This window comes from Pseudomonas sp. 8BK, assembly GCF_902506475.1.
GTDB classification, from domain to species: Bacteria; Pseudomonadota; Gammaproteobacteria; order Pseudomonadales; family Pseudomonadaceae; genus Aquipseudomonas; species Aquipseudomonas anguilliseptica.
In genome coordinates this window covers 1,560,087-1,585,892 of sequence record NZ_LR733252.1, presented here as the reverse complement: position 1 = coordinate 1,585,892, position 25,806 = coordinate 1,560,087, and the positions used below count along the sequence as shown (strand labels likewise).

At 61.4% G+C, this 25,806-nt stretch carries 25 protein-coding genes; 8 read left to right on the top strand and 17 right to left on the bottom strand.

The window, feature by feature from the left end:
• Positions 1–61: 61 nt before the first annotated feature.
• On the bottom strand, positions 62–1,033 hold the full coding sequence (locus ACIN8IBEIGE_RS07250) for a TAXI family TRAP transporter solute-binding subunit (protein WP_160014059.1): 972 nt from the start codon (positions 1,031–1,033) through the stop codon (positions 62–64).
• A 182-nt stretch (positions 1,034–1,215) separates the two neighbouring features.
• On the opposite strand from ACIN8IBEIGE_RS07250, the gene ACIN8IBEIGE_RS07245 reads away from it, so the two are divergent.
• Together ACIN8IBEIGE_RS07245 and ACIN8IBEIGE_RS07240 are read left to right on the top strand one after the other, a co-directional pair.
• On the top strand, positions 1,216–2,241 hold the full coding sequence (locus ACIN8IBEIGE_RS07245) for an AraC family transcriptional regulator (RefSeq protein WP_160014058.1): 1,026 nt from the start codon (positions 1,216–1,218) through the stop codon (positions 2,239–2,241).
• 30 nt (positions 2,242–2,271) lie between these two features.
• On the top strand, positions 2,272–2,754 hold the full coding sequence (locus tag ACIN8IBEIGE_RS07240) for a hypothetical protein (RefSeq protein ID WP_160014057.1): 483 nt from the start codon (positions 2,272–2,274) through the stop codon (positions 2,752–2,754).
• Between the two features lie 25 nt (positions 2,755–2,779).
• Here the strand turns inward: ACIN8IBEIGE_RS07240 and ACIN8IBEIGE_RS07235 are convergent, their stop codons facing one another.
• Positions 2,780–3,742 carry an SDR family oxidoreductase gene (locus tag ACIN8IBEIGE_RS07235; RefSeq protein ID WP_160014056.1) on the bottom strand — a complete coding sequence of 321 codons (963 nt, stop codon included), beginning with the start codon at positions 3,740–3,742 and terminating at the stop codon, positions 2,780–2,782.
• Between the two features lie 206 nt (positions 3,743–3,948).
• Between ACIN8IBEIGE_RS07235 and ACIN8IBEIGE_RS07230 the strand changes: the two genes are divergently transcribed.
• Together ACIN8IBEIGE_RS07230 and ACIN8IBEIGE_RS07225 are read left to right on the top strand one after the other, a co-directional pair.
• Complete coding sequence (locus tag ACIN8IBEIGE_RS07230; RefSeq protein ID WP_178124338.1) at positions 3,949–4,296, top strand: VOC family protein; 348 nt, start codon at positions 3,949–3,951, stop codon at positions 4,294–4,296.
• Between the two features lie 11 nt (positions 4,297–4,307).
• Positions 4,308–5,321: a DUF5924 family protein gene (locus tag ACIN8IBEIGE_RS07225; protein WP_160014055.1), complete on the top strand. Its 1,014-nt coding sequence runs from the start codon at positions 4,308–4,310 to the stop codon at positions 5,319–5,321.
• Positions 5,322–5,468: 147 nt separating this feature from the next.
• Here the strand turns inward: ACIN8IBEIGE_RS07225 and ACIN8IBEIGE_RS07220 are convergent, their stop codons facing one another.
• The 7 genes from ACIN8IBEIGE_RS07220 to ACIN8IBEIGE_RS07190 all read right to left on the bottom strand — a co-directional run bounded on the left by ACIN8IBEIGE_RS07220 (position 5,469) and on the right by ACIN8IBEIGE_RS07190 (position 12,547).
• Positions 5,469–6,698 carry a nucleoside recognition domain-containing protein gene (locus ACIN8IBEIGE_RS07220; RefSeq protein ID WP_160014054.1) on the bottom strand — a complete coding sequence of 410 codons (1,230 nt, stop codon included), beginning with the start codon at positions 6,696–6,698 and terminating at the stop codon, positions 5,469–5,471.
• Between the two features lie 157 nt (positions 6,699–6,855).
• Positions 6,856–8,232: an exosortase Q gene (gene xrtQ / locus ACIN8IBEIGE_RS07215; RefSeq protein WP_160014053.1), complete on the bottom strand. Its 1,377-nt coding sequence runs from the start codon at positions 8,230–8,232 to the stop codon at positions 6,856–6,858.
• Positions 8,233–10,257 (bottom strand): VIT domain-containing protein, encoded by a 2,025-nt coding sequence (locus ACIN8IBEIGE_RS07210; protein ID WP_160014052.1) that lies wholly within the window; start codon positions 10,255–10,257, stop codon positions 8,233–8,235. It lies immediately after the preceding gene.
• 216 nt (positions 10,258–10,473) lie between these two features.
• The gene (locus ACIN8IBEIGE_RS07205; protein WP_160014051.1) at positions 10,474–10,932 is read right to left on the bottom strand and encodes an inhibitor of vertebrate lysozyme family protein; all 459 of its coding nucleotides are present in this window, start codon (positions 10,930–10,932) and stop codon (positions 10,474–10,476) included.
• 10 nt (positions 10,933–10,942) lie between these two features.
• Positions 10,943–11,107, bottom strand: a complete 165-nt coding sequence (locus ACIN8IBEIGE_RS07200) for a DUF1328 domain-containing protein (protein ID WP_090379030.1) — start codon at positions 11,105–11,107, stop codon at positions 10,943–10,945.
• 78 nt (positions 11,108–11,185) lie between these two features.
• On the bottom strand, positions 11,186–11,620 hold the full coding sequence (locus tag ACIN8IBEIGE_RS07195) for a PA2169 family four-helix-bundle protein (protein ID WP_160014050.1): 435 nt from the start codon (positions 11,618–11,620) through the stop codon (positions 11,186–11,188).
• A 90-nt stretch (positions 11,621–11,710) separates the two neighbouring features.
• The gene (locus ACIN8IBEIGE_RS07190; protein WP_160014049.1) at positions 11,711–12,547 is read right to left on the bottom strand and encodes a BON domain-containing protein; all 837 of its coding nucleotides are present in this window, start codon (positions 12,545–12,547) and stop codon (positions 11,711–11,713) included.
• 252 nt (positions 12,548–12,799) lie between these two features.
• Between ACIN8IBEIGE_RS07190 and algB the strand changes: the two genes are divergently transcribed.
• From algB to ACIN8IBEIGE_RS07175, 3 genes are all read left to right on the top strand, one after another.
• Positions 12,800–14,152 (top strand): sigma-54-dependent response regulator transcription factor AlgB, encoded by a 1,353-nt coding sequence (algB, locus tag ACIN8IBEIGE_RS07185; RefSeq protein WP_160014048.1) that lies wholly within the window; start codon positions 12,800–12,802, stop codon positions 14,150–14,152.
• Entirely contained in the window at positions 14,149–15,924 is a 1,776-nt protein-coding gene (locus ACIN8IBEIGE_RS07180) for a KinB sensor domain-containing domain (RefSeq protein WP_160014047.1), read from the top strand. The genes algB and ACIN8IBEIGE_RS07180 overlap by 4 nt, the downstream gene beginning before the upstream one ends.
• Positions 15,925–16,018: 94 nt before the next feature.
• Positions 16,019–16,426, top strand: a complete 408-nt coding sequence (locus tag ACIN8IBEIGE_RS07175) for a DUF1330 domain-containing protein (protein ID WP_160014046.1) — start codon at positions 16,019–16,021, stop codon at positions 16,424–16,426.
• Between the two features lie 17 nt (positions 16,427–16,443).
• On the opposite strand, the gene ACIN8IBEIGE_RS07170 is transcribed toward ACIN8IBEIGE_RS07175, so the two are convergent.
• The 3 genes from ACIN8IBEIGE_RS07170 to ACIN8IBEIGE_RS07160 form a co-directional block, all read right to left on the bottom strand.
• A complete protein-coding gene (locus ACIN8IBEIGE_RS07170; RefSeq protein ID WP_160014045.1) occupies positions 16,444–17,928 on the bottom strand; it encodes a nucleobase:cation symporter-2 family protein in 1,485 nt (494 codons plus the stop codon).
• A gap of 207 nt (positions 17,929–18,135) precedes the next feature.
• Positions 18,136–18,912: an N-acetylmuramoyl-L-alanine amidase gene (locus tag ACIN8IBEIGE_RS07165; protein ID WP_160014044.1), complete on the bottom strand. Its 777-nt coding sequence runs from the start codon at positions 18,910–18,912 to the stop codon at positions 18,136–18,138.
• Positions 18,909–19,502 (bottom strand): MarC family protein, encoded by a 594-nt coding sequence (locus ACIN8IBEIGE_RS07160; protein WP_160014043.1) that lies wholly within the window; start codon positions 19,500–19,502, stop codon positions 18,909–18,911. Before ACIN8IBEIGE_RS07160 ends, ACIN8IBEIGE_RS07165 begins: the two co-directional genes overlap by 4 nt.
• Before the next feature lie 180 nt (positions 19,503–19,682).
• On the opposite strand from ACIN8IBEIGE_RS07160, the gene ACIN8IBEIGE_RS07155 reads away from it, so the two are divergent.
• Positions 19,683–21,101: a DASH family cryptochrome gene (locus ACIN8IBEIGE_RS07155; protein ID WP_160014042.1), complete on the top strand. Its 1,419-nt coding sequence runs from the start codon at positions 19,683–19,685 to the stop codon at positions 21,099–21,101.
• 6 nt (positions 21,102–21,107) lie between these two features.
• On the opposite strand, the gene ACIN8IBEIGE_RS07150 is transcribed toward ACIN8IBEIGE_RS07155, so the two are convergent.
• From ACIN8IBEIGE_RS07150 to ACIN8IBEIGE_RS07130, 5 genes are all read right to left on the bottom strand, one after another.
• Entirely contained in the window at positions 21,108–22,976 is a 1,869-nt protein-coding gene (locus ACIN8IBEIGE_RS07150; RefSeq protein ID WP_160014041.1) for a GGDEF domain-containing protein, read from the bottom strand.
• Between the two features lie 158 nt (positions 22,977–23,134).
• Positions 23,135–23,998 carry an endonuclease/exonuclease/phosphatase family protein gene (locus ACIN8IBEIGE_RS07145; RefSeq protein ID WP_160014040.1) on the bottom strand — a complete coding sequence of 288 codons (864 nt, stop codon included), beginning with the start codon at positions 23,996–23,998 and terminating at the stop codon, positions 23,135–23,137.
• Positions 23,999–24,021: 23 nt separating this feature from the next.
• Positions 24,022–24,651 carry a thiol:disulfide interchange protein DsbA/DsbL gene (locus tag ACIN8IBEIGE_RS07140; protein WP_160014039.1) on the bottom strand — a complete coding sequence of 210 codons (630 nt, stop codon included), beginning with the start codon at positions 24,649–24,651 and terminating at the stop codon, positions 24,022–24,024.
• A 153-nt stretch (positions 24,652–24,804) separates the two neighbouring features.
• Complete coding sequence (locus ACIN8IBEIGE_RS07135) at positions 24,805–25,410, bottom strand: cytochrome c (protein ID WP_090378999.1); 606 nt, start codon at positions 25,408–25,410, stop codon at positions 24,805–24,807.
• 46 nt (positions 25,411–25,456) lie between these two features.
• Positions 25,457–25,747 carry a cytochrome c5 family protein gene (locus ACIN8IBEIGE_RS07130; RefSeq protein ID WP_090378996.1) on the bottom strand — a complete coding sequence of 97 codons (291 nt, stop codon included), beginning with the start codon at positions 25,745–25,747 and terminating at the stop codon, positions 25,457–25,459.
• Between the last annotated feature and the right edge of the window lie 59 nt (positions 25,748–25,806).

The window sequence follows — 25,806 nt, the reverse complement described above, 5'->3', positions numbered from 1 at the left end:
TGCAGCTGCGGGTTTGCTTATCTAGAGACACTAGCCCGTTGGGACGGGCAGCGTGGGCCGCTTACAGCCAGCCGCGCTCTTTGTAATAGCGCACTGCGCCTTCGTGCAGCGGAGCGCTGAGGCCGACTTTGATCATGTCTTCTTCTTTCAGGTCGGCAAATGCAGGGTGCAGACGCTTGAAGCGATCAATGTTGTCGAAGACCGATTTAACCAGCTGGTAAACCACTTCCGGGCTGGCCTTAGCCGAAGTGGAAAGCACCGCCTTGCCGCCAATCGATGGGGTTGGCGCGTCGTTGCCCTTGTACACGCCGCCTGGGATATCGGCCTTGGTGTAGTAGCTCTTCTCAGCCAGCAGCTTGTCGATTTCCGCACCGGTCACCGGTACCAGTACCGCGTCGGTGGTGGTGGTGGCTTCCTGGATGGCACCGTTAGGGTGGCCAACGAAGTAGGTCATCGCATCGATGTTGTTGTCGCCCAGAGCAGAAGCCTGCTCGGCCGGCTTCAATTCGGCCGCCAGGGAGAACGCTGAACGGTCCCAGCCTTTGACCTGCATGATCTCTTCCAGGGTGTCACGCTGACCGGAACCTGGGTTGCCGATATTGACGCGCTTGCCTTTGAGGTCATCGAAGCTGGCGATCTTGGCATCACGGCGGGCGAGGATGGTGAACACCTCACTCTGCAGCGAGAACACCGCACGGATGTCCTCCATGGCGCCTTCTTTCTCGAACGGCGCGACGCCCTTCATGGCCTTGAACTGGTGGTCCGACTGCATGATGCCGAAATTGAATTCGCCACTGCGGATGCCGTTGACGTTGGCCACACCGCCGCCGCTGGCTGGGGCGTTGCACTTGATGCCATGTTCAGCAGCACCGCGATTGAGGAAGCGGCAGATCGATTGACCAGCAACGTAATAAACGCCGGTCTGACCACCGGTGCCGATGGTGACGAATTGCTCTTCGGCCTGTACGGCGCTGCTCAGGGTAATACCTGCGAGTGCAGCCGACAGGGCCCATGCCAGGGATTTACCTTTCATGGGAGTTCTCCTTTTCTGTTTATTTTTGAACCGTTCGCACCTTTTGAGTGCGCCCGGAAGGACAAGAGTCTAACCGCTCAGCCACAGGTTGCACGGAGTAATCCCGGCTGCACCAGTAACCAAGTGTTTAGCTAGACGTCTTAACGCTACCGTCAAGCCACAGCTTTGGGCAGAATCAGGCTATGCCCAAGCACACACTCGACTCGCAACACACCTCGGTCAGCGCCAGCATCACCCTCGCGGTGCTGCATGCCGCCAGCCGCCTAGGCGTTGATCGTGCCCACTTGATGAGCGCCTGCGAGCTGCACGACAGCCAGCTTAGCGACCCCGATGCACGCGTGCCCTTCGCCACGCAGGAACAACTGTGGCAACACCTCAGCCGCATCGAGCATGCCGAACCCGGCCTGGCTCTGGGTTGCAACCTCGCCCCCGGCCCGTTCAGCGTGCTCGGTTACCTGTTGCAGAGTAGCCCGACCCTGGGCGATGCGCTGGCCGCCGGGCTGCGCTATCAGCGTCTGGTCGGCGAGGGCGGCGAGGTGCAATTGCGCGAACAAGGCGAGGAGCTGCAACTGCTCTATCGCCCCCTGCATCCCGAACTGCCGGCCACCCGCACCCGCGTGCTGGCGCTGATGGCCTGCTGGGTGCAGATGCTGCATCCGCTGCTGGATGACTGGCAGCTGCTGCGTGCGCAGTTTGTTCACCCAGAGCCGCCGACACTGGACAGTTACACCAAGACCTTTGCCTGCCCGCTGCAGTTTGCCGCCAGTAATTACGGCATCGTGCTGCCGCGCAGCCTGGCCAGCGCGCCGCTGATCCAGGCCAATCCGCCGCTGCAGAACCTGCTGCGCCAGCACGCCGAAGCCCTGCTTGCACGCCTGCCCAGCGAAGGGCTCAGCGCCCGCGTGGTGGCCTTACTGGGTGAGCAGCTGGCACGTGGCGAGCCGGACCGCAGTGAACTGGCGCGGCACCTGCACCTGAGCGAACGCACCCTGCAACGACGCCTGGCCGATGAAGGCTGCAACTACCAACAACTGCTTAACGACACCCGCCAGCAACTGGCCGAACAACACCTAAGCACCGGCGACTTACCCGCCGCAGAAATCGCCCTGCTGCTCGGTTACTCGGAGCCCAGCGTGTTCTTCCGCGCGTTTCGTCAATGGACCGGATTAACGCCGGGTGAATATCGGGCGCAGCAGAAAGCCCAATAACTATCTATTAAGTATCTTCAAGGGAGCAACATGGAGCTTAAAGTAGGAAACTTCACCTTCGGAAGGTGCGACAAAATTGCTGCAGAATGGATGCATCAACACGGCCAAGTTTTGCTGAAGTATTCTTTATCGATCATATTTATTTGGCTTGGCGCGCTGAAACCGCTTGGCTTGAGCCCAGTAAATGATCTGGTAACCAACACAATAACCTGGCTTCCTCCCGACATCTTTATCCCTATCCTGGGGTACTGGGAGATTGCCATCGGTATATGCCTGCTTTTCAGACCACTCCTGAGAATTGCCCTGACCCTACTGTTCTTACAGTTGTTCGGGACTATCCTGCCGTTATTTGTATTGCCTGAAGTCTGCTTTATAAAATTCCCTTATGCCTTAACTCTTGAAGGGCAATACATAATTAAAAATTGCGTGATCTTGAGCGCGGCCCTTGTGGTTGGCGGCGGCTTAAGCAAGGACAGCTCGCTGCATACCAACCAATGTGTTCAAGAAACCTAACGTGCGTTCAGGTCGCTAGCGAGAATCAAACCTGCCCTTCAATCCCCTGCGCCCGTAAAAACGCCACAAACGCTTCGCGCGAGCTATAGCGTGGGCTAAAGCCGAAGTCCTGTTTCAGCCTGCGGTTGCTCAGCACCGGGCGATAGCGCAGAAAATCCACCTGCTCCGGGCCGTAGGGGCTGAGGCCCAGGGGTTTGAGTACGCGCAACGCGGCGCGGATCAACCAGGCTGGCAGGGCGCGGTAGGGTTTGCCGAGCAGCTCGGCGATTTCCTTCAGTGACAGCGCGCCGTCGCCGGCGAGGTTGAAGATGCCGGCACTCTGCTGACGCAGGCCGCGGCAGATGATGTCCACCACATCCTGATCCCAAATGAACACGAAGCGGCTGTCGCTGCCGCGAATGCCCAGTACTGCGGACTTCTTGAACAGCTCGGTGATCTGGTTGTTCACCTGTTTGCCGAGGATGGTGCCGGGGCGCAGTATCAGCTGCTTGAGTTGCGGGTGCTGCACGCGCGCCTCGGCCAGCAGTTGCTCCACCTCACGCTTGTGCTTGGCATAGGCAAATTGAGCATGTCCGCGCAGCGGTTGGTCTTCGTCCAGCCACTCGGCATTTTGCGGGTCGTAGCCATAGGCGGCGCCGGAGCTGGTGACAATCAACTGCTCAACGCCATGGGTCGCAGCCGCCTGGATCAGCGCCTGGGTGCCGCCGACATCGATGGCATGCAGCTGTGCTTCGCTCATGCCGGGTGGCGGGGTGACCACCGAGGCCAGGTGGACGATTGCTTGCGGCTGCCAGGTGGCCACGCAGTCTTCCACGGCGGCCGGCTGGCTGATATCGAGCAGCACCGGCTCGATATTCAGTTTCATGCCCGCGCGGTTCTGCGGGCGAATATCGGCGGCAATCAGCATCCACTGCGGGTGCTGAATAGCCAGTTGGTTAAGCAGCTGCTGGCCGATATAGCCGGCTGCACCTGTGATCAAAACGCGCATTACCCTCTCCATACGCAGCGTGGCCCGAGGGCGCGAAGGCTGCGTTTCTAACGACTGTGATTCCCCATTGCAGCCTATCCAGCGGGTTGCGCGGCGGCAGTGGCAAGGCTGGCCAAACAGCGTGGCCAAAGGCGACAGATGCTTGCGCCCTGATGTGTTGGGCGCGCTATGCTCTGCGCCCGATCATTCGCCCAGGCATAGCGACCATGAGCCAAGCCGAACAGAACCTGCGTATCGACTACATCGAGTTCGCCGCCGTCGACCTGCCGCTGCTCAAGCAGTTCTATGAACACGTCTTCGGCTGGCGCTTTACCGACTATGGCCCGCACTACAGCAGCTTTACCGACGGGCGCATGACAGGCGGCTTTAGCACCGATAGCGCTGTGGGTAGCGGCCCGCTGGTGGTGATTTACGCCACGGATCTGGAAGGCGTGTGTGCCCAGGTAGCCGCAGCGGGTGGGCAGATCACTCAGGCAATCTTTAGTTTCCCCGGTGGCCGGCGCTTTGAATTCAGCGACCCAAGCGGTAATCGCCTAGCCGTCTGGTCGGAGTAATCGGACTTCCCATGCAGGCAGTGAAACAACAGGCGCTCAAACTGATCGCCCTGATTCAACGTAATCCGGGGCTGGTGGCGATCTTCGGCTTTGCCTCGGGGCTGGCGAGCTTTCTGCTGGTCGAGCGCCAGGCCGAGCTGGCGCAGGTATTGGCGCTGGTGATGCTGGTCAGCTGGTTGTGGCTGATTCTGGAAAACATCCTGCGCGAGCGCATCGCCCAAAGGTTCGGCTTCGAGTTGCCGCCGCCGTTGTTGCGCTATGCGACGCAGATGATCCACCAGGAGAGCCTGTTTTTCGTTCTGCCGTTCTTCTTTATCACCACCACCTGGAACAGCGGTCAGCTGCTGTTCAGCGGCCTGCTGGCCAGCGCGGCGCTGGTCTCGATCATCGACCCGCTGTACTACCGCTGGCTGGCGCCCAAGCGCTGGCTATTTCTCGCCTATCACACCCTGACCCTGTTCGCGGTGCTGCTCACCGCGCTGCCGATCATCTTCAAACTGACCACCCCACAGAGTTATCAATTGGCGCTGGCGGCGGCGGTGCTGCTGTCGTTTCCCTCGCTGTTCACGATCATCACCGTACAACGCTGGTGGCGTGGCTTGCTGCTGGTCAGCCTGACTCTGGCGATTGGTGCAACCGGCTGGCTGGCGCGCACCTGGGTGCCACCGGCCACCCTGTGGCTGACCGAGGTGGCAGTGGCTCAGGAGTTCGATAACCAGAACCGCGCCCCGGGCGAGAGCATCAAAGAACTGAGCGTGGCGCAACTGCGCAGCCAGGGCCTGTTTGCCTACACCGCGATCAGTGCACCGCGCGGGCTGAACGAGCGGATTTATCACGTCTGGCGCCGCGATGGCGGTGAGGTCGAGCGCATCGCTCTGGATATCCACGGTGGGCGCAAGGAAGGCTACCGCGCCTGGACCCACAAAAAGAACTTCCCTGCCGACGCCGTCGGCCGCTGGCAGGTGCAAGTGCTGACCGAGGCCGGGCAGATGATTGGGGTGCTGCGTTTTAAGGTGGTGGAGTAACCACCGACAACCCTATTTGAGATCTCGCGAGCTAGAGTCCTGCAAGGCAAAAACCGGCGAGGAAGCGGAATGTACTTTTGTACATGAGCATTCCGAGCCTGTTTTTAACGCAGCAGGGCCGACGCGCAGCAGATCGTTGCCGAACACCTACCCGAAGAACCAGTAGCAGACGAAGATGGCCGCCACCACACCGGCCAACTCGGCCAGCAGCGCGCAACCCACAGCATGCCGCACGCGCTGGATGCCGACCGCGCCGAAGTACACCGCGAGCACATAGAAGGTGGTTTCCGTGCTGCCCTGGATGGTCGCCGCAATCAGCGCCGGGAAGCTGTCGACGCCGTGGGTCTGCATGGTTTCGATCAGCATGGCGCGCGCCGCGCTGCCGGAGAACGGCTTGACCAGTGCGGTGGGCAGCGCCTCGACAAAGCGCGTATCCCAACCCACTGCTTCGACTAGCCAGCGAATGCCATCGAGACCGAACTCCAGCGCACCGGATGCGCGTAACACGCCAATCGCACAGAGCATCGCTACCAGGTAGGGCAGCAGGCTTTTGGCCACATCAAAGCCTTCCTTCGCGCCCTCAACAAACTCCTCGTATACCGCGACCTTCCTCAGCGCGCCGAGAAGCAGAAACAGCATGATGATGCCGAACAGCGTGAGGTTGCCGGCCAGCGACGACAGGGCCGCCAACGCTGTGGCCGACATAGTCGCCAGCACAGCCATAAAACTGCCGAGTAGCAGCGCACCGGGGATCAGGTAGGCCAGCACCACCGGGTCCCACAGACGCAGGCGCTGCATCAGCGCCACCGACAGCAGGCCGACCAACGTCGAGGCGCTGGTGGCCAGCAGGATCGGCAGAAACACCAAGGTCGGATCAGGTGCACCCTGCTGGGCGCGGTACATAAAGATGGTCACCGGCAGCAGGGTCAGCGACGAAGCGTTAAGCACCAGAAACAGGATCTGCGCATTCGTCGCCGTGGTGCTGCTGGGGTTGAGGGTTTGCAGCGCGCGCATGGCCTTGAGGCCAATTGGCGTGGCGGCGTTGTCCAGGCCCAGGCCATTGGCGGCGAAGTTCATGGTGATCAGGCCAAGAGCCGGATGGCCGCGCGGCACCTCCGGCATCAGCCGCGCAAACAGCGGGCCGAGCAGGCGCGCCAGGGCATCAACCAGGCCGGCTTTCTCGGCGATGCGCAGCAGCCCGAGCCAGAGGGTCAGGGTGCCGAACAGCAGCACCATCACCTCGACCGACAACTTGGCCATGGCAAACAGACTTTCGACCATGGCAGCGAATACCGCCGGATCGTCACCGAGCAACCAGCGCGACAGGCCGGCAATGGCCGCCACCACGAAAAACCCCAGCCACAGCCAATTAAGCATGCCGTATCTCCCCACCGATCAATGGTCGGGATGATAGCGCGGCTTAGTGAAGCTGGGGTGGGCTTAACCGCTATGGCGCGCTTGAGCCGCAAATCATACAACCACTAGCAATCGCCAGGCGGAGAGGGCGAAACCTTGTCCGCCGCAGCGGGCGCTTTCACAACCGCTCAGCCGTACTCACAGCTCGCCATGGCCCCACCGAGCCCCCACTGAGCGCCGACCAGTACCAAGCCGAGTTATCGCTAAAACTCTGCCCAGCGGCGTCCTCGATGTACTCGCATACACGCAGATCGACGCCATGACCACTGGCGACAAAACAGCGCTGCAAGCCGGCGCCATCACTGCGCTGCTCCAGATGGATGGCCTGAATGCGATACCCCAGACCGCGGTAGCAGTCTGCGGCCGGATGCAACTTACGCGTGGGACGAGTCACATGGCGCAGCGTGACCGCCCGCGCGCCAGCACTAAAACGGGCGATAGCACCGGGAAACTGCGCGGCGAAACGCTGCTCCACCGCCGACAAGGCCAAAGGTTGCAGTGGCTCGCCAGCGTATTGCGCTGGCCACTCGACAAAGCTGCCGTACCTTGGCTCAACAGCCGCAGGCGCTGCCAACAGCGGCCACAGCGCCACAGCCACGAACGCCGTGAGCAACACCACTTGCAACGCTGGCTGCAACGACGGCCGGCGGCCCGGCAGCCCAGGCGCCAGTGGCGCAAGCGTGACTTCGTGGGCCACACCGTTCGCCATCATATAGCGCAGCACCAGCGCACAAACGCCGATGAACACCAGCAAGCCGGTGCCCTCGTGCATCCAGCCGGGCCAATCCAGGCGTCCGGTTTCCTGCAGGATCAGCAGGCTATTACGCAGAATATTGCCGGCCAGTATCAGCACCCCGAGCAGCGGCAAACGGCGCAGTAACTGACGATCGCCCATGCGTAGCCAGGCGGCGGTGGCGAACGCAGTGAAGTAGGCGACCCAGGCCATCTGAATGCCCGAACAGGGTGCATCGACCATGATGAGTTGCCCGGACACTTCCAGCGTGCTGCCCTGGCGTAGCACCTCCAGCCCGCCGGCGCGCAGCAACCAGGCGCTGACCTCAGCGGTCAACACCCGCAGCGGATAGCCGATAAAGAACTGCAGGGACGACATGATCGGCAGCGCCAACAAGCCCAACCCCAGCCAGGCCAGCAGCGCCTGGCCCGGCGCGCGCAGCGCCAGCACCCCGGCGAACAGCGTCAGCACCGCCACTACCGCGCGCAATAACGGCGGCAAGCCTGGCACCAACCCGGCCGCCGCGCAGAGCAGCACTGTCAGCAGTAACCAGGGCAGCCGCGGCGCGGCCGATAACTGGCGGCGCTCGCGCCAGAGCATCAGCACTAAGGCAAGCAGCGCGACTATGCCGAACGGATCGTCGGAGCCATCGCTCATTCGCCGCGCGCTCCACTGCCACACCGGCCACAGCGCCAATGCCGGCAGCAGCAACCACAGCCACGCCGGCGCACGCGACCAAGCCACGGGGAGCTCGCGCATCATTTACACCTGCTCCTGGCGGGCATGCTGGCGCGCCAGCCAGCCCATGCCTAGGGCCGCAACCAGCAACATCAACCAGGCGCTCGGCTCAGGCGTACTCGACACCAGCGCACCTATTGCCTGGTTGCTCACGCCCTGGGGCAGCGGCAAAGGCTGTTTGACGCTGGCGGCAGCGGCCGGATCGGGGTTGCGCACCTGTTCGTCCACGGCGATAAACGAGGTGTAGGCCGTCAACAGGTTGTATTTCAGACCCAGGTCGAGAATCGCCTGGCTATGGGCGTAGTCGCCTTCGAGGGTTTCCTGATCGGTAAGGCTGGCGACCTTATGCCGTGCCCACAAATAGCCCAGCGCCTGATTGCTCGCGCTGGCCATCTCGGGTTTGATCGGTACCTCGACTCGATACGGCCCGGCCGCGCCACGTCCCTCCACTTGCAGGCTGCCGCGCGCCTCGCCGCGCCATTTGCCGAACACTACCAGAGGCCGCTGAGCGAACAGATCCGGCAGGGCCACGGGCTCGACGTCATAGACCTGCAAGCCAGCGAAACGCACCTGCGGATTGGCCAGCACCGGCGCATCGATCATCTGCCGAAAGCGCTCGGCCTGCTCGTCCGCCGCCGCCTCGTTGAGAACTACGAAGGGCTCGCCTTGCCCGGCCCGCGCCAGGCCTTCGATCAGCTGACGATTGACCGAGCTGCCAATACCGAAGGCGAACATATTGGCCTTGTCCAGATTGTTGCGCACCAGCTCGAAGGCCTCGCGTTCAACCGACACAAAACCATCGGTGACCACTACAAAGCTACGCGCCCGCTCGGGATCGCTCGGCACAGCCAGTGCCTTGCGCAACGCCGGCAGCAGCTCGGTGCCGCCCGAGCCCATCGTGGTGTCGAGCATACCCAACGCAGTCTCGATATTCGCTGGGGTAGCCGCCTGCGATTCATCGGCGAGCATGCTGCTACTGCCAGAGAACAACAGCACATTGAAGCTGTCGACCGGGCGCAAACGTCCGAGCAGATTCTTCAGCAGGCGCTTGACGGTATCCAGCGGGAAGCCATGCATGGAGCCGGAGATATCCACCACGAAGATATATTCGCGCGGCACCAGCATCTGGCTTTTCACCTTCGCCGGCGGCGCGATCAAGGCCAGGAAGAAGTTTTCCTCGGCGCCTTTGGACAGCAGCACGCCGCTCTCGAAAGTGGCGCCACTCAAACGATAGTCGAGGATGAAATCGCGGTTATTGCTCTGCCCCGCATCGTTGCCCAGGCTGACCCGCGCCTGACTCGGCGTGCTCTGTTGCAGTTCGATCTTGTGGCTTGGCGAGCGGATATCGGCCAACGGCACCGGTGACTGCAACTCCACCGCGAGCGAGAAAGCATCGCGCGTCGCTTCGCCCTCGGGCAAATATGGCGTGCTGACCCAGGGGCCAGCCTTGTGGCTCTCACTGCCGGCACTGCCGTTGTAGCGCGGCCCGACCACGGTAGGGAAAACGAAGCTGTAGACGCCATCGGTGGGCAGTAGCAACTCGGTATAACGCAGCTCCACGTCGACCACATCGCCGGGCAGGATATTGGCGACATTCATCTGGAATACGTTCTCGCGGTGCTGTTCGAGCAGGGCCGCGGTCTTGCCAGCGCTCTTGGCCTCTTGATACTCCTTCTGCGCCTTTTGCTTCTCGCGGATCTGCGCACGCAGCTCGCGATCGCCCAAGCGCACGGTCATGCCGTACACCGCCGCGCGGGTCGAGCCGGGAAACACATAACGCGCCTCCAGCGCCCGCGTACCCTCGTTGCGGTATTGCTGAACGACCCGCACATCGGCGATCACCCCCAATACCCGCACCTCAACTTTGGTGGCCTTGAGCGGTAAGCGATCCACTGCGGGATCGTCGCTCTGTACCGCGAAATAAGGACTTTCGCTGTGCTCGGCGGCGGATTGCTCGCTGGCCAGCGCGGGCTGCGCCAGAACCAAGGCGATCAGCAGCACAAGCCGGCGACCGATGCTGATCTTAGGAATGGATAAACAATCAAACATGGCGAAGTTCCCCGTAAGTTATGCAAACACGGGGGCCATGCTGAGGTCGCTTTGTGGTGGAAGTGTGCAGTCGTTATGGCGATTGTGTGGATTCTTGCATCCACAGATCGCCATAACGGAGCTGCGCCGCTTAGCAGGCCGTTGAAAAACCTAGGCGAGGCAGCCGAGACAAGGCAAAAACAGGCGAGGAAGCGCAGGTGATTATTCAACCACCTGCTAGTACCAGTTTGGATCGCTCTTCAGTTGCTCCTGCAGCAACTGCTGAGTCGCTTCGTCCGGCTCGCCAAGCCAGCGCAGGGTGGAGTGCTGGCTGGGTGCCCTGTCCGTCGGCAGGCCGTCGGGCAGTTGCACATAGAGTGCGTAGGCGTCGTCCTTGTCCCAGCTGAAGGCTACATAGAGGCGCTGGTTGAAGCAGTTGTGCGCTTCGCACAGCTGGCCGACCAGGTACTTGTCGCCGTCATCATCCAGGCCCTGCATGGGGCTGGCGATGCCGTTGAGGTTGATCACCCACTCCGGCAAACGGCTTTCGTCTTGCACCAGATCCTGCCAGCTTTGCTGATAAGCAGGGTCACTGGCGAGCAGTTCATTGAGGCGGAATTGGCCGTCGGTGTCTGCGGCCAAAGCCGCCGCACTGCCGCCCAGCAACAGGGCGGCAAGCAGCGTCTTGATGGTCATGAGTGCTCCTTTAGCCACGCGGACGACGGCCCATAATGAACGAGACGATAAACATCACCAGGAACACCACGAAAAGAATCTTCGCGATACCCGTGGCGGTGCCGGCGATACCACCGAAGCCCAGAACTGCAGCGATGATGGCGATAATCAGAAAGGTAATGGCCCAACTCAGCATGGCGATACTCCTTGTCTACTCAGGTGTGCGCCGCGGCGCGGTTCGACCCGGTGTGGCGTAAACCACACCGGACCGGGCTTACTGCATGGACTGTTTCAGGGTGCGCATACGGTCATGGTTGGCGCGCACCTTCGGCATTTCTACGATCAGCAGGGCCTGTACATCGGGCTCGGCGCTTTCCAGAGCATCCTCGAAGGCATGCAGGATGCGGTCTTCGGCTTCTTCCAGCTGCGCCACGTAGGTGGCTTCGGTGTCGCTGACCAGGGTCGCCTTGGTGTCGGCGTAAACCTGTCGCAGCTTGCCGACGAAGGTGCCACCGCTGGCAGGGACTTCCTGGTTGGCGGCCACTTTTACCGACAGCGCGCGGATCAGCTCGCTCTTGCTCTGCGACATGTCGCGGAACAGCACCTGCAGGCGTACGTCCTTCACTTCATCGTGGGCGTGCTGGTAGAAGCGCTGGCCGTCACGGGTGATTTCGATCAGTTCGTTAAGTTGCTCTGTTTTATCAGTCATGGTGGCTCTCCTGTGAGTTGTAGCGGCTGCCGAGTGGCAAGGCAGCCTCAGACAACAGGCCGCGACCGGCATGGCCACGGCCCGGATCCATTAGCTATCGATGCGCAGGGCATCGGCGTCGACGCCACGCACGCCACGGATGTTGCGCGCGGTTTCAATCGCCAGCTGCTTCTCGGCATTGCTCAGCACGCTGCCGCTGAGGCTGACCATGCCCTTCTGGGTGTCGACGGAAATATCCAGACCGTCGAGGTTGCGGCTGTAGATAAAGCTGGATTTCACCTTGCTGGTGATCCACGCATCGCTGATCACTGCAGCGGTGTCATCGGCCGCGTTCTGCGCCTTGGCAGCGGTACTGTTGGTGGCGCTGACGCTGAGCTGGTTGCTCACTTCACGCACGCCATCGGTGTTGGCTGCCAGACGACCAGCCAGCTCCTTGGCCTCGGCAGTCTGCGCACTACCGGTCAGGCTGACTTTGCCGTTGAGCGCGTTGACGTTGATGTCCAGACCTTCGGTGTTGCTGTTCCACAGCAACTTGGATTTCACCGTGGCCACCAGGGTCGCGTCGTCAAACCGCTGCGACAGGTTCGGCTCGGCACTGGCCTTGGCTTCAAAGGCCGGGTCGAGGGTCAGCTGGTTGTCGACCTTTTTCACCCCGTCGATACCCAGGGCAATCTGCTCGGCCAGATCGCGCTCAACATCGGTTTCCACCTTACCGGTCAGCTTGGCGCTGCCGTTCTCCACATCCACATCGATGGTGAAGGGGTTGAGGTGGCGGTTCAGGGCAAATGCGGTCCAGATCGAGCCTTCCTGGCGCGCCTCGCTCAGCTCACGGCTGGTATCGCCCTCGGCAGCATAGGCAGCGAAAGGAGCCAGGCCGATCAGGCCGGCGGTCGCAGTGGCCAGGGCCAGAGTTTTCAATTGATGCATGGCAGTTCCTCCAATGGATAACGATCAAGCAGACGGCCGTTTGTCGCCGTCGTTACTGATAGATCGCAAGTGCCATGCCAGCTTTATCTATCGATATAAGTTCATAAATATCAATACCTTACTAAAGATCAACGAAGGCGCCTGGCTTGCAGCTTGCATGATCGCCACAGAACAGCCGTGCAACTTGCACGACGCGCTGTGGACTAACCCTGTGCACGCAATGACTGGGTGCGGGACAAGAAGGAGATGGCTATGCACGCAAGCACAGAAGAACACTGTCTGGGACGCATTCTGCTGGTGGATGACGAGAGCGCCATCCTGCGCACCTTCCGCTATTGCCTGGAAGACCAGGGTTACCAGGTGAGTACCGCAAGCAGCGCGGCCCAGGCCGATGCCCTGCTGCTGCGTCAGGTCTTCGATCTATGCTTTCTCGACCTGCGCCTGGGCGCCGACGATGGCCTGGAAGTGCTGGCGCAGATGCGCCTGCAGGCGCCCTGGATGCGCGTGGTGATCGTCACCGCGCACTCGGCGGTGGACACTGCCGTGGATGCCATTCAGGCCGGTGCAGCGGATTATCTGGTCAAGCCGTGCAGCCCGGAGCAGCTGCGCCTGGCCGCCGCCAAACAGCTGGAAGCGCGCCAGCTGATCGAACACCTGGAGCGCCTGGAAGGCTATGTGCGCAAGCCCGGCGATGGTCTCGACTCGCAGAGCCCGGCGCTGATGGCGGTGCTGCAAACCGCCAAACAGGTGGCCGATACCGACGCCAATATCCTGATTCTCGGCGAATCCGGCACTGGCAAGGGCGAGCTGGCGCAGGCCATTCACCGCTGGAGCAAACGCGCGAAGAAGTCCTGCATCACCATCAACTGCCCGTCACTCAGTGCCGAACTGATGGAAAGCGAGCTGTTCGGGCATAACCGCGGCGCTTTTACCGGCGCCAGCGAAAGCACTCTGGGGCGAGTCAACCAGGCCGATGGCGGCAGCCTGTTCCTCGACGAAATCGGCGATTTTCCCCTGGCCCTGCAGCCCAAGCTGCTGCGCTTTATTCAGGACAAACAATACGAGCGCATCGGCGACCCGGTGACCCGCCAGGCCGATGTAAGGATTCTCGCGGCGACCAACCTCAATCTCGATGAGATGGTCCAGCAGGGGCGTTTTCGCGAAGACCTGCTGTATCGCCTCAATGTCATCACCCTGACCCTGCCGCCGCTGCGCGAGCGCCGCGAGGACATCCTCGACCTGGCCGAGCGTTTTCTCGCGCGCTTTGTCGTCGACTATGCACGCCCCGCGCGCAACTTCAGCGAAGAAGCGCGCGAGGCGCTGCTGAGCTACGCCTGGCCGGGCAATATCCGCGAGCTGCGCAATGTGATTGAGCGCGCCAGCATCATCTGCAGCGAAGAGCTGGTGCAGGTCAGCCACCTCGGGCTGAACGCGTCGAGCAGCCAGTGCGCGCCGCAGATCGGTGACCAGCTGAGCCTGGAAGCCCTGGAAAAAGCCCATATCAGCGCCGTGATGGCCAACAGCGAAAGCCTCGACCAGGCAGCCAAAACCCTCGGCATCGACGCCTCTACCCTGTACCGCAAGCGCAAGCAGCTCAGCCTGTGAACCTGCGCAGCCGGCTGTTTATCAGCAGTAGCGCGCTGCTCACCGTGGCTATTGTCGGGCTGCTGCTGGGGATGTTCAGCGTGCTGCAGCTGACTCAGGTGCAGAGCCAGGCGATGACCCGCAATTTGCAGATCATCGACGCCAGCCTCGGCTTGCGTCAGGAGCTGGGCAAGCAGGTGATTCTGCTGCTCGCCGAAGACCTCGACCGCGAGGCCCTGAAAGCCTCCGATCTGCAGTTCAAACGCTGGCTGCAACGGGCCGCCGCAAGTGCAACCGATGACAGCGACCGCCAGGCGATTGCCGAAGTCGAGCGTGCCTACGCCAACTTCGATGACCTGCTGGCCAAACCCCTGACCGTACGCCACGAGTTGCTGCGCAATGACAGCTTCGGCCGCGCCATCGAAGCCCTGCGTGATCGCATCAACGCGGTACAGACGCGCTACGTTGATGCCGCCGCCTACGAAGAAGCCCGCGCACGTGAGCGCGCCTGGTTGATCGCCGGCTTGCTCGGAATGATCGGCCTGGCGGTGCTGGTGATCGGCTTTGTCACCGCGCATAGCATCGCCCAGCGCTTCGGCCGGCCGATTGAGGCTCTGGCGCGGGCCGCTGACCAGATCGGTCAGGGCGACTTCCAGGTCACCCTGCCGCTGACCCCGGTGGCGGAAATGTCCGCCCTGAGCCAGCGTTTCGGCCTGATGGCCGAGGCCCTGCGCGAATTCAAGAACAGCGATGTCGAAGCATTGCAGGCCGAGCAGCAACGCCTGCAGGCGGTACTCGACAGCATCGATGACGGCCTGCTGATCTTCGATTGCGCCGGCCGGGTCGAGCACGTCAACCCGGTGGCCCTGTGCCAGTTGGGCTGGGGCGCCGAGCAGCTCGGACAGACCCTCGATGTGGCGCTGCAACGCGCCGATCTGGCCGAGCAGCTGCACAAGGTGCTGCAGGGCGAGAGCCTGGATGAGTTGCTGGACGATGTGCAGGTGCAGGTCGACGGAGAGAAACGCCTGCTCGCCTACAGCCTGTCAGGCGTCAGCCACAGTGAGGGGCGGCTGATGTGCGCGGTGATGGTGCTGCGCGACGTGACCGAGCAACGCGCCTTTGAACGCGTACGCAGCGAGTTTGTGCTGCGCGCCTCACACGAGCTGCGCACCCCGGTGACCGGCATGCTGATGGCGTTTGCCCTGCTGCAGGAGCGCCTGCAGTTTGCCGCCGAGTCCCGCGAGGCCGACCTTCTGAATACCGTGGACGAGGAAATGCAGCGCTTGCTGCGACTGATCAATGATTTGCTGAATTTCTCGCGCTACCAGAACGGCTTGCAAGCCTTGGAGCTGTCGGCCTGCGCCCTGGCGCCGCTGTTGCAGCAGACCCAGCAGCGCTTCAGCGCCCAGGCCGCCGAGCTGCAGGTCAGTCTGGCCTGCGAGGTGCACGGCGAGCTGCCGGACGTACAGATCGACCCGCTGCAGATCGAACGGGTGCTCGACAACCTGATCGGCAACGCCCTGCGCCACAGCCACCCCGGCGGGCACATCCGCCTGCAGGCACGGCAGCAGGACGAGCGGGTGGTGCTCAGCGTGGAAGATAACGGCGAGGGCATCCCCTATCGCCAGCAGACGCGGATCTTCGAGCCCTTCGTCCAGGTCAGCCGCAAGAAAGGCGGCGCCGGTCTCGGCCTGGCGCTGTGCAAGGAAATCGTCCAGCTGCATGGCGGACAGATCGGCGTGCATTCACGCGCAGGGCAAGGCGCACAGTTCTATGTGGCGTTGCCGGTTTAAGGCATCGATTACGCGCAATCAGCAAGGCTGATGCAGATTGCCTGTTGGCCGACGCATGCCGACACTGGGCGCTCCACACATGAGGAGCGCCGCCATGCCCAGCATCAACCCCAGTCCTGACCAACTGGCCGCATTCACCGCCAAGGTGGCGGATGACACGCCGCTGCTGATGCTCAACCTGCTGCGCTTTCAGGCCCAGGCCAGCTACCCCAGCGGCAGCAGCCATGCACCCTGCAGCGGCCGCGAAGCCTATACACGCTACAGCCAGACAGCGCTGCGCAAAGTGCGCGGAGTGGGTGGTGAGGTGCAGGTCATGGCCGCCGCACAAGCGGCCTTGATTGCCCCGGCGGATGAGCAGTGGGATGAACTGCTGTTGGTGCGTTATCCGTCCAAGGCGGCCTTTCTCAGCATGCTTGCCGACCCGGAGTACCGTACAGCCACCGAACACCGCACGGCCGCCCTGGCCGACTCACGCCTGATCGCCACCACTCCGCGTGAATGACGTGGTGGCCAGCCCGGCTAGTGCCCTGACGCTTCCTTGATCAGCGGCACTTCCTTGCCCTCGGCGTCGAACAGCTTGCCACCCTTGAAGTAATCGCCATCGTTGAGTGCGGCAATGTCCTGGTAACGCAGGGTACGCTCGTGGCCGGCAACAAATACCGACTGCTGGTCCGAGTTGCCGGTCTTGAAATGGTTGAAGGCCAGGTTGAGCGCAATCGCCATGATCGCCGCCGAGCTGATGCCCGAGTGGAAAATGGTTTCGAACCAGGCTGGAAAGTGATGGTAGAAGGTCGGTGCAGCAATCGGGATCATGCCGAAACCGATCGAAGTCGCGACGATGATCAGGTTCATGTTGTTGCGGTAATCGACCTTGGACAGGGTGCGAATCCCGCTGGCCGCCACGGTGCCGAACAGCACCACACCGGCACCACCCAGCACCGCCGTGGGCACGGCAGCAACCAGACGCCCCATCACCGGCAGCAGGCCGAGGGTGACCAGAATCAAACCGGCCGAGGCCACCACATAGCGGCTTTTCACCCCGGTCACGGCCACCAGGCCGACGTTCTGGGCAAAGGCACTCTGGGTGAAAGAGCCGAAGATCGGCGCAAACACGCTGGATATCATGTCCGCACGCAGACCGTTGCCCAGGCGCTTGGAGTCGACCTTGGTTTCGATGATGTCACCGACCGCGAGGATGTCCGCCGAGGTTTCCACCAGGGTGACGATAATCACGATCAGCATCGAAATAATGGCCGCGACATGAAAGGTCGGCATGCCGAAGTGGAACGGACTGGGCAGCGCCACCATCGGCCCCTCAGTCACCCTGGAAAAATCCGCCATGCCCAGGGCCACGGCTACCAGGGTACCGATGACCATGGCCAGCAGGATCGACAGGCGCGAGATGCTCGAACTGCCCAGTTTACTCAACAGCAGCACGGTCACCAGGGTCAACGCGGCCAGACCGATATTGGCCATGCTGCCGAAATCCGCCGCGGCACTGTTGCCGCCCATGGCCCAGCGCGCCGCCACCGGCATCAGCGTCAGGCCAATAACGGTGATGACAATGCCATTGACCAGCGGCGGGAAGAATTTGGTAATGCGGGAGAACACCGGCGTTATCAACAGGCCGATCAGCGATGCCGCTATCACGGCGCCGAACACCGCAGGGAGACCGCCGGCGCCGTCACTGCCGAGGATCGCAATCATGGTCGCGACACCGGCAAAGGACACCCCTTGTACCAGCGGTAGCTGTGAGCCGAAGAACGGCAACCCGAGGGTTTGCAGCAAGGTCGCCAGGCCGCCAGCAAACAGTGAGGCGGCAATCAGCAAGCCGATATCGGCAGGGGACAGACCGGCGGCCTGACCAATGATCAAGGGCACCGCAACGATGCCGCCATACATGGTCAGTACATGCTGCAGGCCATAGGCGAGGTTGGCACCGATACCAAGGTTTTCGTCTTCCGGGCGCTGCGCGGACGACGGCGTAACAGGTGAAATCGTCATGCTGAGTTGCTCGCTGTTGTTTTTGTGCGATCAATGTAGACAAACGAAAAGTGTCTTGGCTACAACCTTGTATACATTTTCAGACAAAAGAGCATCGCCAGAACGATTTTCGAATACACAGTCTAGAAACAAACATGCGCACATAAAAAACCGCCGAAACATACGCTGTTTCGGCGGTTGTTTATTACCAACGCTGCAGGCCTCGGTTTAGAGCATTGCGGCCAGTACCACCAGCAGCGCCGCCGTCTGGGCATCCGGTTCGCCGTCATAGCGAGCCGGGCGGTATTTCATCTGAAAAGCCGCGATGACATTGCGCGTGGCCTGATCCAGCTCGCCATGCAGCGGCACGGCGTAGCCCTGTCGCATCAACTGCTCCTGGAACCACTGCACGCTTGGCAGACTGGCACTAAACAGCGCCTGCTGATGTGCCACGGCACCGGCATCTGGCCAAGGCATCAGGCCGGCATCGGCAAGACGCTTCCAGGGGAACAGCGGGCCGGGGTCGACCTTGCGCTGCGGCGCGACATCGCTGTGCGCCAGGATGCTGCCAGGTGGCAACTGGTGGCGCTGCATGATGTCTTTGAGCAGCACAATCAGTGCATCGATCTGCGCCGGGGCAAAGGGCTGCCAGTAGCGACCATTGGGCCCGTCATAGAAACCCTGATTGACCAGCTCAATGCCAATCGTGGTGCCATTGAGCCAGGTACGCCCCTGCCACTGGCTGTCACCGGCATGCCAGGCGCGGCGGTTTTCATCGACCAGGCGGTAGATGGTCGGCGGGGCTTCGCCGATCAGGTAATGGCTGCTCACCTCGGTCTCGGTCAGCAGCTGCAGCGAGCGCGCCATGTCAGTGGAGGTGTAGTGCAGCACGATGTACTGCACGCGGCTGTTCTGCCCAGTGGCGGTATGGCTGTCGTCGATGTGTAAACCGCTGCTGCAACCGGCCAGCGCTAAAAGTAGAAAACTGAGGCAAAGAACTCTCATGGGCTGATATGCAACACGCTTTGCAGGTTATCCAGCAGCATATCGACGCTGAGCATGATCAACAGCATGCCCATCAGCCGCTCTACCGCGGTCAACCCGCGAGGTCCGAGAAAACGCTGCAGCAACGAGGCCTGCAACAGAATAAATGCGGTCGCCGCCCAGGCCAGCAGCACGGCGGCGTAGAGCTCCCAGAGCGGCCCATCGTGGGTATTGCGCAGGGTCATCAACACCGCCAGAGCGGAAGGCCCGGCCACCGCCGGGGTGGCCAATGGCACCAGCATCGGCTCGCCATCCGGCACATCACCCAACACCCCTTGCGGGCCCGGGAAGATCAGGCGCATGGCGATCACGAACAGGATGATACCGCCGGCAATCGCGGTTGCCTCCCGCGACAGGCCCAGGGCACTGAGCACTTTGTCACCAAAGGTAAGGAACAGCAGCAACAGTGCCAGAGCAAACACCAGCTCACGCGCGGCAACCCACAGGCGACGCTTGGCCGGCACGTTCTTCAGTGCGGCGATAAAAATGGCGATATTGCCGAAGGGGTCGGTGACCAGAAAGATCAACGCGGCGATGCCGAAAATATCCATAGCTACTCCTCAACAGATCGGCAGAGTTTAGTGCCTCTGGCAGTAGAAAACGCCTTTGATCCGGCAGAACAACCACGCTGGTCTATTGCCTAAGCAAGAGCGGATTGGCGCTGCTAGACTAATAGCTGTACAAATACGGAGATTTTGTACAGCTATTGTATCAACCAGGAGATCAACACCATGCGCGCATTGCTGTGGTTCAAACAGGATTTACGCCTTGATGACCACCCCGCCCTGCAGGCTGGCCTGACGGCAGAATGTCTGCTGCCGGTGTATGTACTGGACCCTGCGCTGCTGCAGCTCAACGAATTCGGCATGCGCCGCATGGGCGTACACCGCGCGCGCTTTCTGCTGGAAAGCCTGTTGGCGCTGGAAGGCGAATTGCGCCAGCGCGGCTCGCACCTGCTGGTAGTGATCGGCTCGGCGGAACAGGCCATTGCTCAGCTGGTTGCTCAGTTCAACCTGAACCAGGTGCTGACCCTGGAAGAAATCGCTCCCGACGAACGCGCGCAGGTGGCCCGTGTCGCTCGGCGCCTCGGTGACATTCCCCTGCAACAAGCGCCAGCCAATAACCTGCTGCGCGCGGATGAACTGCCGTTCAGCATCGAGCAACTGCCGCAGGTATTCAGCCGCTTTCGAAGCCTGGTGGAAGAGCGCCTGCAGGTGTTTCAACCACGCCATGCCCCGGATCGTCTCCCAGTGCTGCCGGATGGCGCGCTGGCGCTGCTGCAACCGTTGCCGACACTGTCACAACTGGGCCTGGGCGAACCGCTCAGTGTGCCGGCCAGTGCCTTCCCGTTCTCCGGTGGCGAACCCGCTGCGCTAGGCCGGCTGCGTGACTACCTGTGGAAAACCCAGGGCGTGCGGCAGTACAAGGAAACCCGCAACGGCATGATCGGCAGCGAGTATTCATCGAAATTCTCGCCCTGGCTGGCCAACGGCAGCCTGTCTGCACGCCGCGTGGTGGCCGAGCTACGCCGTCACGAGGCACAGTACAAACGCAACGACTCGACCCAGTGGCTGTGGGTGGAAATGCTCTGGCGTGACTTCTTCCGCTGGACCCTGCTTCGCCACGGCAGCGCACTGTTCAAAGCGGGCGGCCTGAAGGCCACCGAACGCGCGCCGCAGCAACTGGATCAACGCTTTCAGGATTGGTCACGCGGGCGCACTGGCATGCCACTGGTGGATGCCAATATGCGCGAACTGGCTGCCACCGGATTTATGTCCAACCGCGGCAGGCAGGTGGTTGCCAGCTACCTGATCAATGACCTGCAACAAGACTGGCGCCACGGTGCGGCCTGGTTCGAGGAACACCTGATCGATTACGACCCGGCCAGCAACTGGGGCAACTGGGCTTACCTGGCGGGTGTGGGCAACGATCCGCGACACAACCGAGTGTTCAATGCCCTGCGCCAGGCCCGTGAATATGATCCCGAGGCTCATTACGTCAGCCTCTGGCTACCGGAGCTACGTGATGTGCCACAGGCGCTGCGGCATACGCCTTTTCTGCTCGCGGGCGGGCATCTGCGCAGCCTCGGTTACCCGCAGCTGGACAGCATTCCGGAAAGCTGGAAGCCCTACCTGCATGCAGTGGCCTGAGCCGACCTAGCTCAGTTCAACCCGGTTGCGGCCACCGCTCTTGGCGCGATACAACGCCTGATCGGCGCGTTCGAACACCTTGTCGCTGCCTTCATCACCGGCAAAGGCGGTCAGGCCAGCCGACAGGGTGATGGTCACACGCTCACCGCGAAAGTGGAACGGGCACTGCTCGACGCCATCGAGCAAGGTTTGCAGCAGCTGACGCCCCCCTTCCAGCGGCGTCGAAGGAATCAGCAGGACAAATTCCTCACCACCAAAACGGGCAATAAAGTCGGTCTTGCGCAAACGTTTGGCCAGCTCACTGGCAATGATCTTCAACACCTTGTCACCGGCCAGGTGGCCGTAGCCGTCATTGATCCGCTTGAAGTGATCGATATCCAGCACCGCCAGCAACAACTCACCGCCGTAGCGCTTCCAGCGCGCCATCTCCAGTTCCAGGCGTTCAGTCCAGCCAGCACGATTGGGCAGGCCGGTCAGAGGATCGATCAGGGCCTTCTGCCGCTGCTCTTCGAGGTGATCGCGGAAGCTCTGCGCCTCCTGCTCCATTTCAGCGACCTTCTGGGTCAGGCTTTGCAGGCGCTGCGCCACTTCTTCCTCGTGGCCGTCACGGTGCTTCTGGTGTTCGCTGACTGTGTTGAGCAAACCCTCCAGGCGCGCTTCCAGTGATTGCTTGAGGGTCGGCAGATCAATCGCATCCTGCACGCTGGCTTGCAGGCCGCTGACCTGTTCGCGCAGTTCCTGATTAAAGGTGCGCGCGCTTTCCACCGATTCGCTATAGCCCTCATGGGCTTCACTGAGGGTAGTCAGGAACAACGCCAGGCGTTCGTTAAGCTGTTTGAGGTAACTGGCAAACTCGCGTTGGCCGCTATCGGTAACGGCCAGTACCAGCACCGCCAGATCGTCCAGCACCGACACCAGCTCGTACCAGTTCAGGCCACCCTGCACGCGTTGACGCAACGCCTCACCCTGGGGCTGATGGCGCTCCGGCAACTCCAGCTCATCGAGCAGGCCCATCAGGCTGTCGCCGATATGTGGGGCAACCGCGCTATAACCCGGCTCGGGTATCTCTGGCAGGGCGTAGGCAGGATCGCCCGAGCCCTGGAGTGCCGCAGAAGCTTCCGGCACCGGGCCGAGGCGGGGCACTGCTGCTACCGGCTGCAGCTCTGGCTCGATGGATGGCGTGGCAGCGACAGCTGCTACGGGTACAGGCGTCTCACTGCTCGGACTTATCGAAACCTCAGCAGTCTGTGGCGCGGTTTCAGGTTGGGCGATAACAGCTGGGGCGACCGCGACTGGTTGCAGCATTTCAGCTGAAGGCGGCTCGCCTGCCTCAGAGCTGCCGCTCGCAGCCTCCTTGCCGCCAAACAGACGCTGGAGAAATCCCGGACGCGCCTGGCTGGGTTCAGTCTCAAGCGCCGCCAGGGCTTGCTGTTGCAGGCTACTTAATTCACTGAGCAACGCCGGCAGTTCGCGCGGCTGGCTGGCACGTTCCTCGATGCGCTTGGCAAACTGCTTGAGGGCCTTGCGCACCTCGCGCGGCGGCTCCAGGGCGAGCAATTGATCGGTCAGGCTGGTGACCCCGGAGATGTTCTGCTCGACACGATCCTGGCGGCGCTTTTCCGAGTCCAGCACGGCCTTTTCCAGACGCGGAATCAGCGCCGAAAGGCCGGCATCGATATCGTCGCGACGCAGAATACCGCGCAGCTCCTGCATGCACTGGTCGACCGACTTGTCACTGCCTTCGGCAGCCAGCGAGCTACGCACCAAGCCGCGTCTTAGCAGATCGAGTCGGGCATCCCAGCTGCGTTCGAGTTTCTCTTGCTTTTCCAGGCTTTCCAGATACTTGCTTTTCCAGCGCTGGGCATCATCGGTCATGGTTGCAGTCCAAACGTAGAAGCTGTTTTACGATCTCGCGAGCTAGAGTCCTGCAAGGCAAAAACAGGCGAGGAAGCGAAGTTTACTGGTGTAAATGAGCATTCCGAGCCTGTTTTTAACGCAGCAGGGCCGACGCGCAGCAGATCATAAACAGGTTCTTAGGGTTCAATCAGCATAGGCGTTGCCGGCCCATACAGTGAAGTGGGCAGACGAATTTGCACCGCCACCGGCAAGTGATCGGAGATCGGCTGCGACAACACCTCACAGCGCTCCAGCGGTAGGCCAGGACTGAGCAGAATGTGATCAAGGCAGCGCTGCGGCCGCCAGCTGGGGAAGGTCGCCTCGACCTGCGGAGCAACCAGGTCAAGGTCACGCAGCGGCGAGTGCTGCAGCAGATCATTGGCATGGGTGTTCATATCCCCCATCAGCACCATGTGCCGATAGTCACTGAGCAGTTCGCGGATATAGGCCAGCTGACGGGTACGAGTACGCGCGCCAAGGGACAGATGCATCATCACCACGGCAACCGAGTCCGGCCCATCACCGATGCGCAGCAACATCGCGCCGCGGCCGGGCGGGCCAGGCAGCGGATGATCTTCCAGCAGACTGGGACGTAAACGACTGAGCACGCCATTGCTGTGCTGGGCCAGGCGGCCAAGGTTGCGGTTGAGTTGCTGGTACCAGTACGGGAAAGCACCGAGGTGCGCGAGGTGTTCGACCTGATTGACGTAGCCCGAACGCAGACTGCCGCCATCGACCTCCTGCAGGGCTACCAGATCGAAATCACCGAGCAGATCGCCAATCCGTTGCAGATTGCCGCTGCGCCCGGCATGCGGTAGCAGATGCTGCCAGCTGCGTGTCAGGTAGTGGTGATAACGCTGGGTACTGATGCCGACCTGGATATTGAAACTGAGCAACCGCAGGCTGCCATTCTGCGGCCATTCGTCCGCTGCCGCGCAACGTGGATTGACCTGTGGATCGCACAGGTCAATCGCCCGTCTGGCCGGCCAGCGCCTAAGCATTACGCGTTATCCGCGCACGCCAGTTACTGCGCGGCGCGTTCTTTGGCGATCAGGTGATCCGCCACTTGCAGGGTTTGCTGCGGACCGCCCGAACTGCTGATGTCGAAACGGTATTTGCCGTTGACGATCATCACCGGCACGCCAGATATCTGGTAAGCCATAGCGAGTTTCTTGGCCTTTTCCAGCTGGCTCTTCACGCCGAAGGAATTGTAGGTCTTGAAGAAGGCGTCCTTGTCGATACCTTCGGCAGCCAGGAAGTCTGCCATTTCTTCCGGAGTGGCGAGCTTCTTGCCCTGCACGTGGATGGCGTCGAACACTGCGGCATGCACCTTGTGCTCGGCTTTCATTGCTTCAAGGGTGATAAACAGCTGGCCGTGAACGTTCCACATGCCGCCAAACATGGCCGGGATGCGCACAAAATTGACATCATCCGGCAGGGTGTCGATCCACGGATTAATGGTTTCTTCAAACTTGTAGCAATGACCACAGCCGTACCAGAACAGCTCGACCACTTCGATCTTGCCTGGCTTGGCAACCGCAACCGGGTTATTCAGCTCGACGTACTGTTTGCCTGCCTCGATTGGCTCGGCGTGGGCGCTCAGGCCAAACAGGCTGGCGGTGACGAGAGTGGCACTGAGAATCAGATTACGCATGCGTTACTCCTTGGCTATAAACGGTGCGTGATGACGAACCGAAGTTCGACCCGCGAAGCAAACTGGGGTTCCGTGCATTGTAGCGGTGCCCATAACGAAAAAGGGTGGCCTGAGCCACCCTATTTCATTACGACATGTCGCGGTGTCAGCGGATCAATGCAGACCCTGAATAAAGCTGGATACCGCTTCGATGTCCTTGTTGCTCAGCTTGGCTGCGATCGAACGCATGATCATGCTGTCGCCGTCATTGGTGCGGTTGCCTTCGCGGAAGTCAGTCAGCTGCTTGGCGATATAGGTTGCGTGCTGGCCACCCAGTTGCGGGTAACCGGCGGCATCCAGGCCAGCGCCATTCGGCGAATGGCAACCAGTGCAGGCAGGCATGCCTTCAGCCAGTTTGCCGCCGCGGAACAGCTCGCCGCCACGCTCGACCAGTTTCGGATCGGCTGCGCCAACGCTCATCTGCTGGCTGGCGAAATAGGCGGAGATATCTTCCAGATCCTGGTCGCTGAGGTTATCCAGCAAACCGGTCATTTCCACCACAGGGCGGGCGCCGGACTTGATGTCTTTCAGCTGCTTGAGCAAGTAACGCTCGCCTTGACCAGCCAGTTTCGGGAAGTTCGGTGCAGCGCTATTACCATCGGCAGCATGGCACGCACCACACACAACAACCTTACCCTGACCGGCTTCAGCATTGCCTGCGGCATGTGCCAGGCCGGTGATGCCCAGGGTCAACAGCAGACTCACGAGTACTTTGTTCATCAGCTAATCCAATTTACGGCTAAGAGAAAGAGTTTATAAGCCGGGCTTACTCGGTCATCAACTTGATGACGGCTTGGTAATCCTCGGCCGAGCAGTCCATGCACAAGCCACGTGGCGGCATGGCACCTAAACCATTGGTGACGCTCTGTACCAGTGCATCGGTGCCTTTGGCCAGGCGCGGTTCCCAGGCAGCCTTGTCGCCTTTCAGCGGCGCGGTGGGGATCGCCCCGTTGTGGCACACCCCACAAGAGCGCGCGTAAACGGCTTCTGGGTCCTGTGCAGCCTGAGCACTCAACGACAGCATCAATACACCGGCTGCAATCAGCAAGTTTTTCATCAGATCAACCTCATCAGGGAGGGGAACGTACTGCTTTCTAGGGGCAGATGATCTAAATC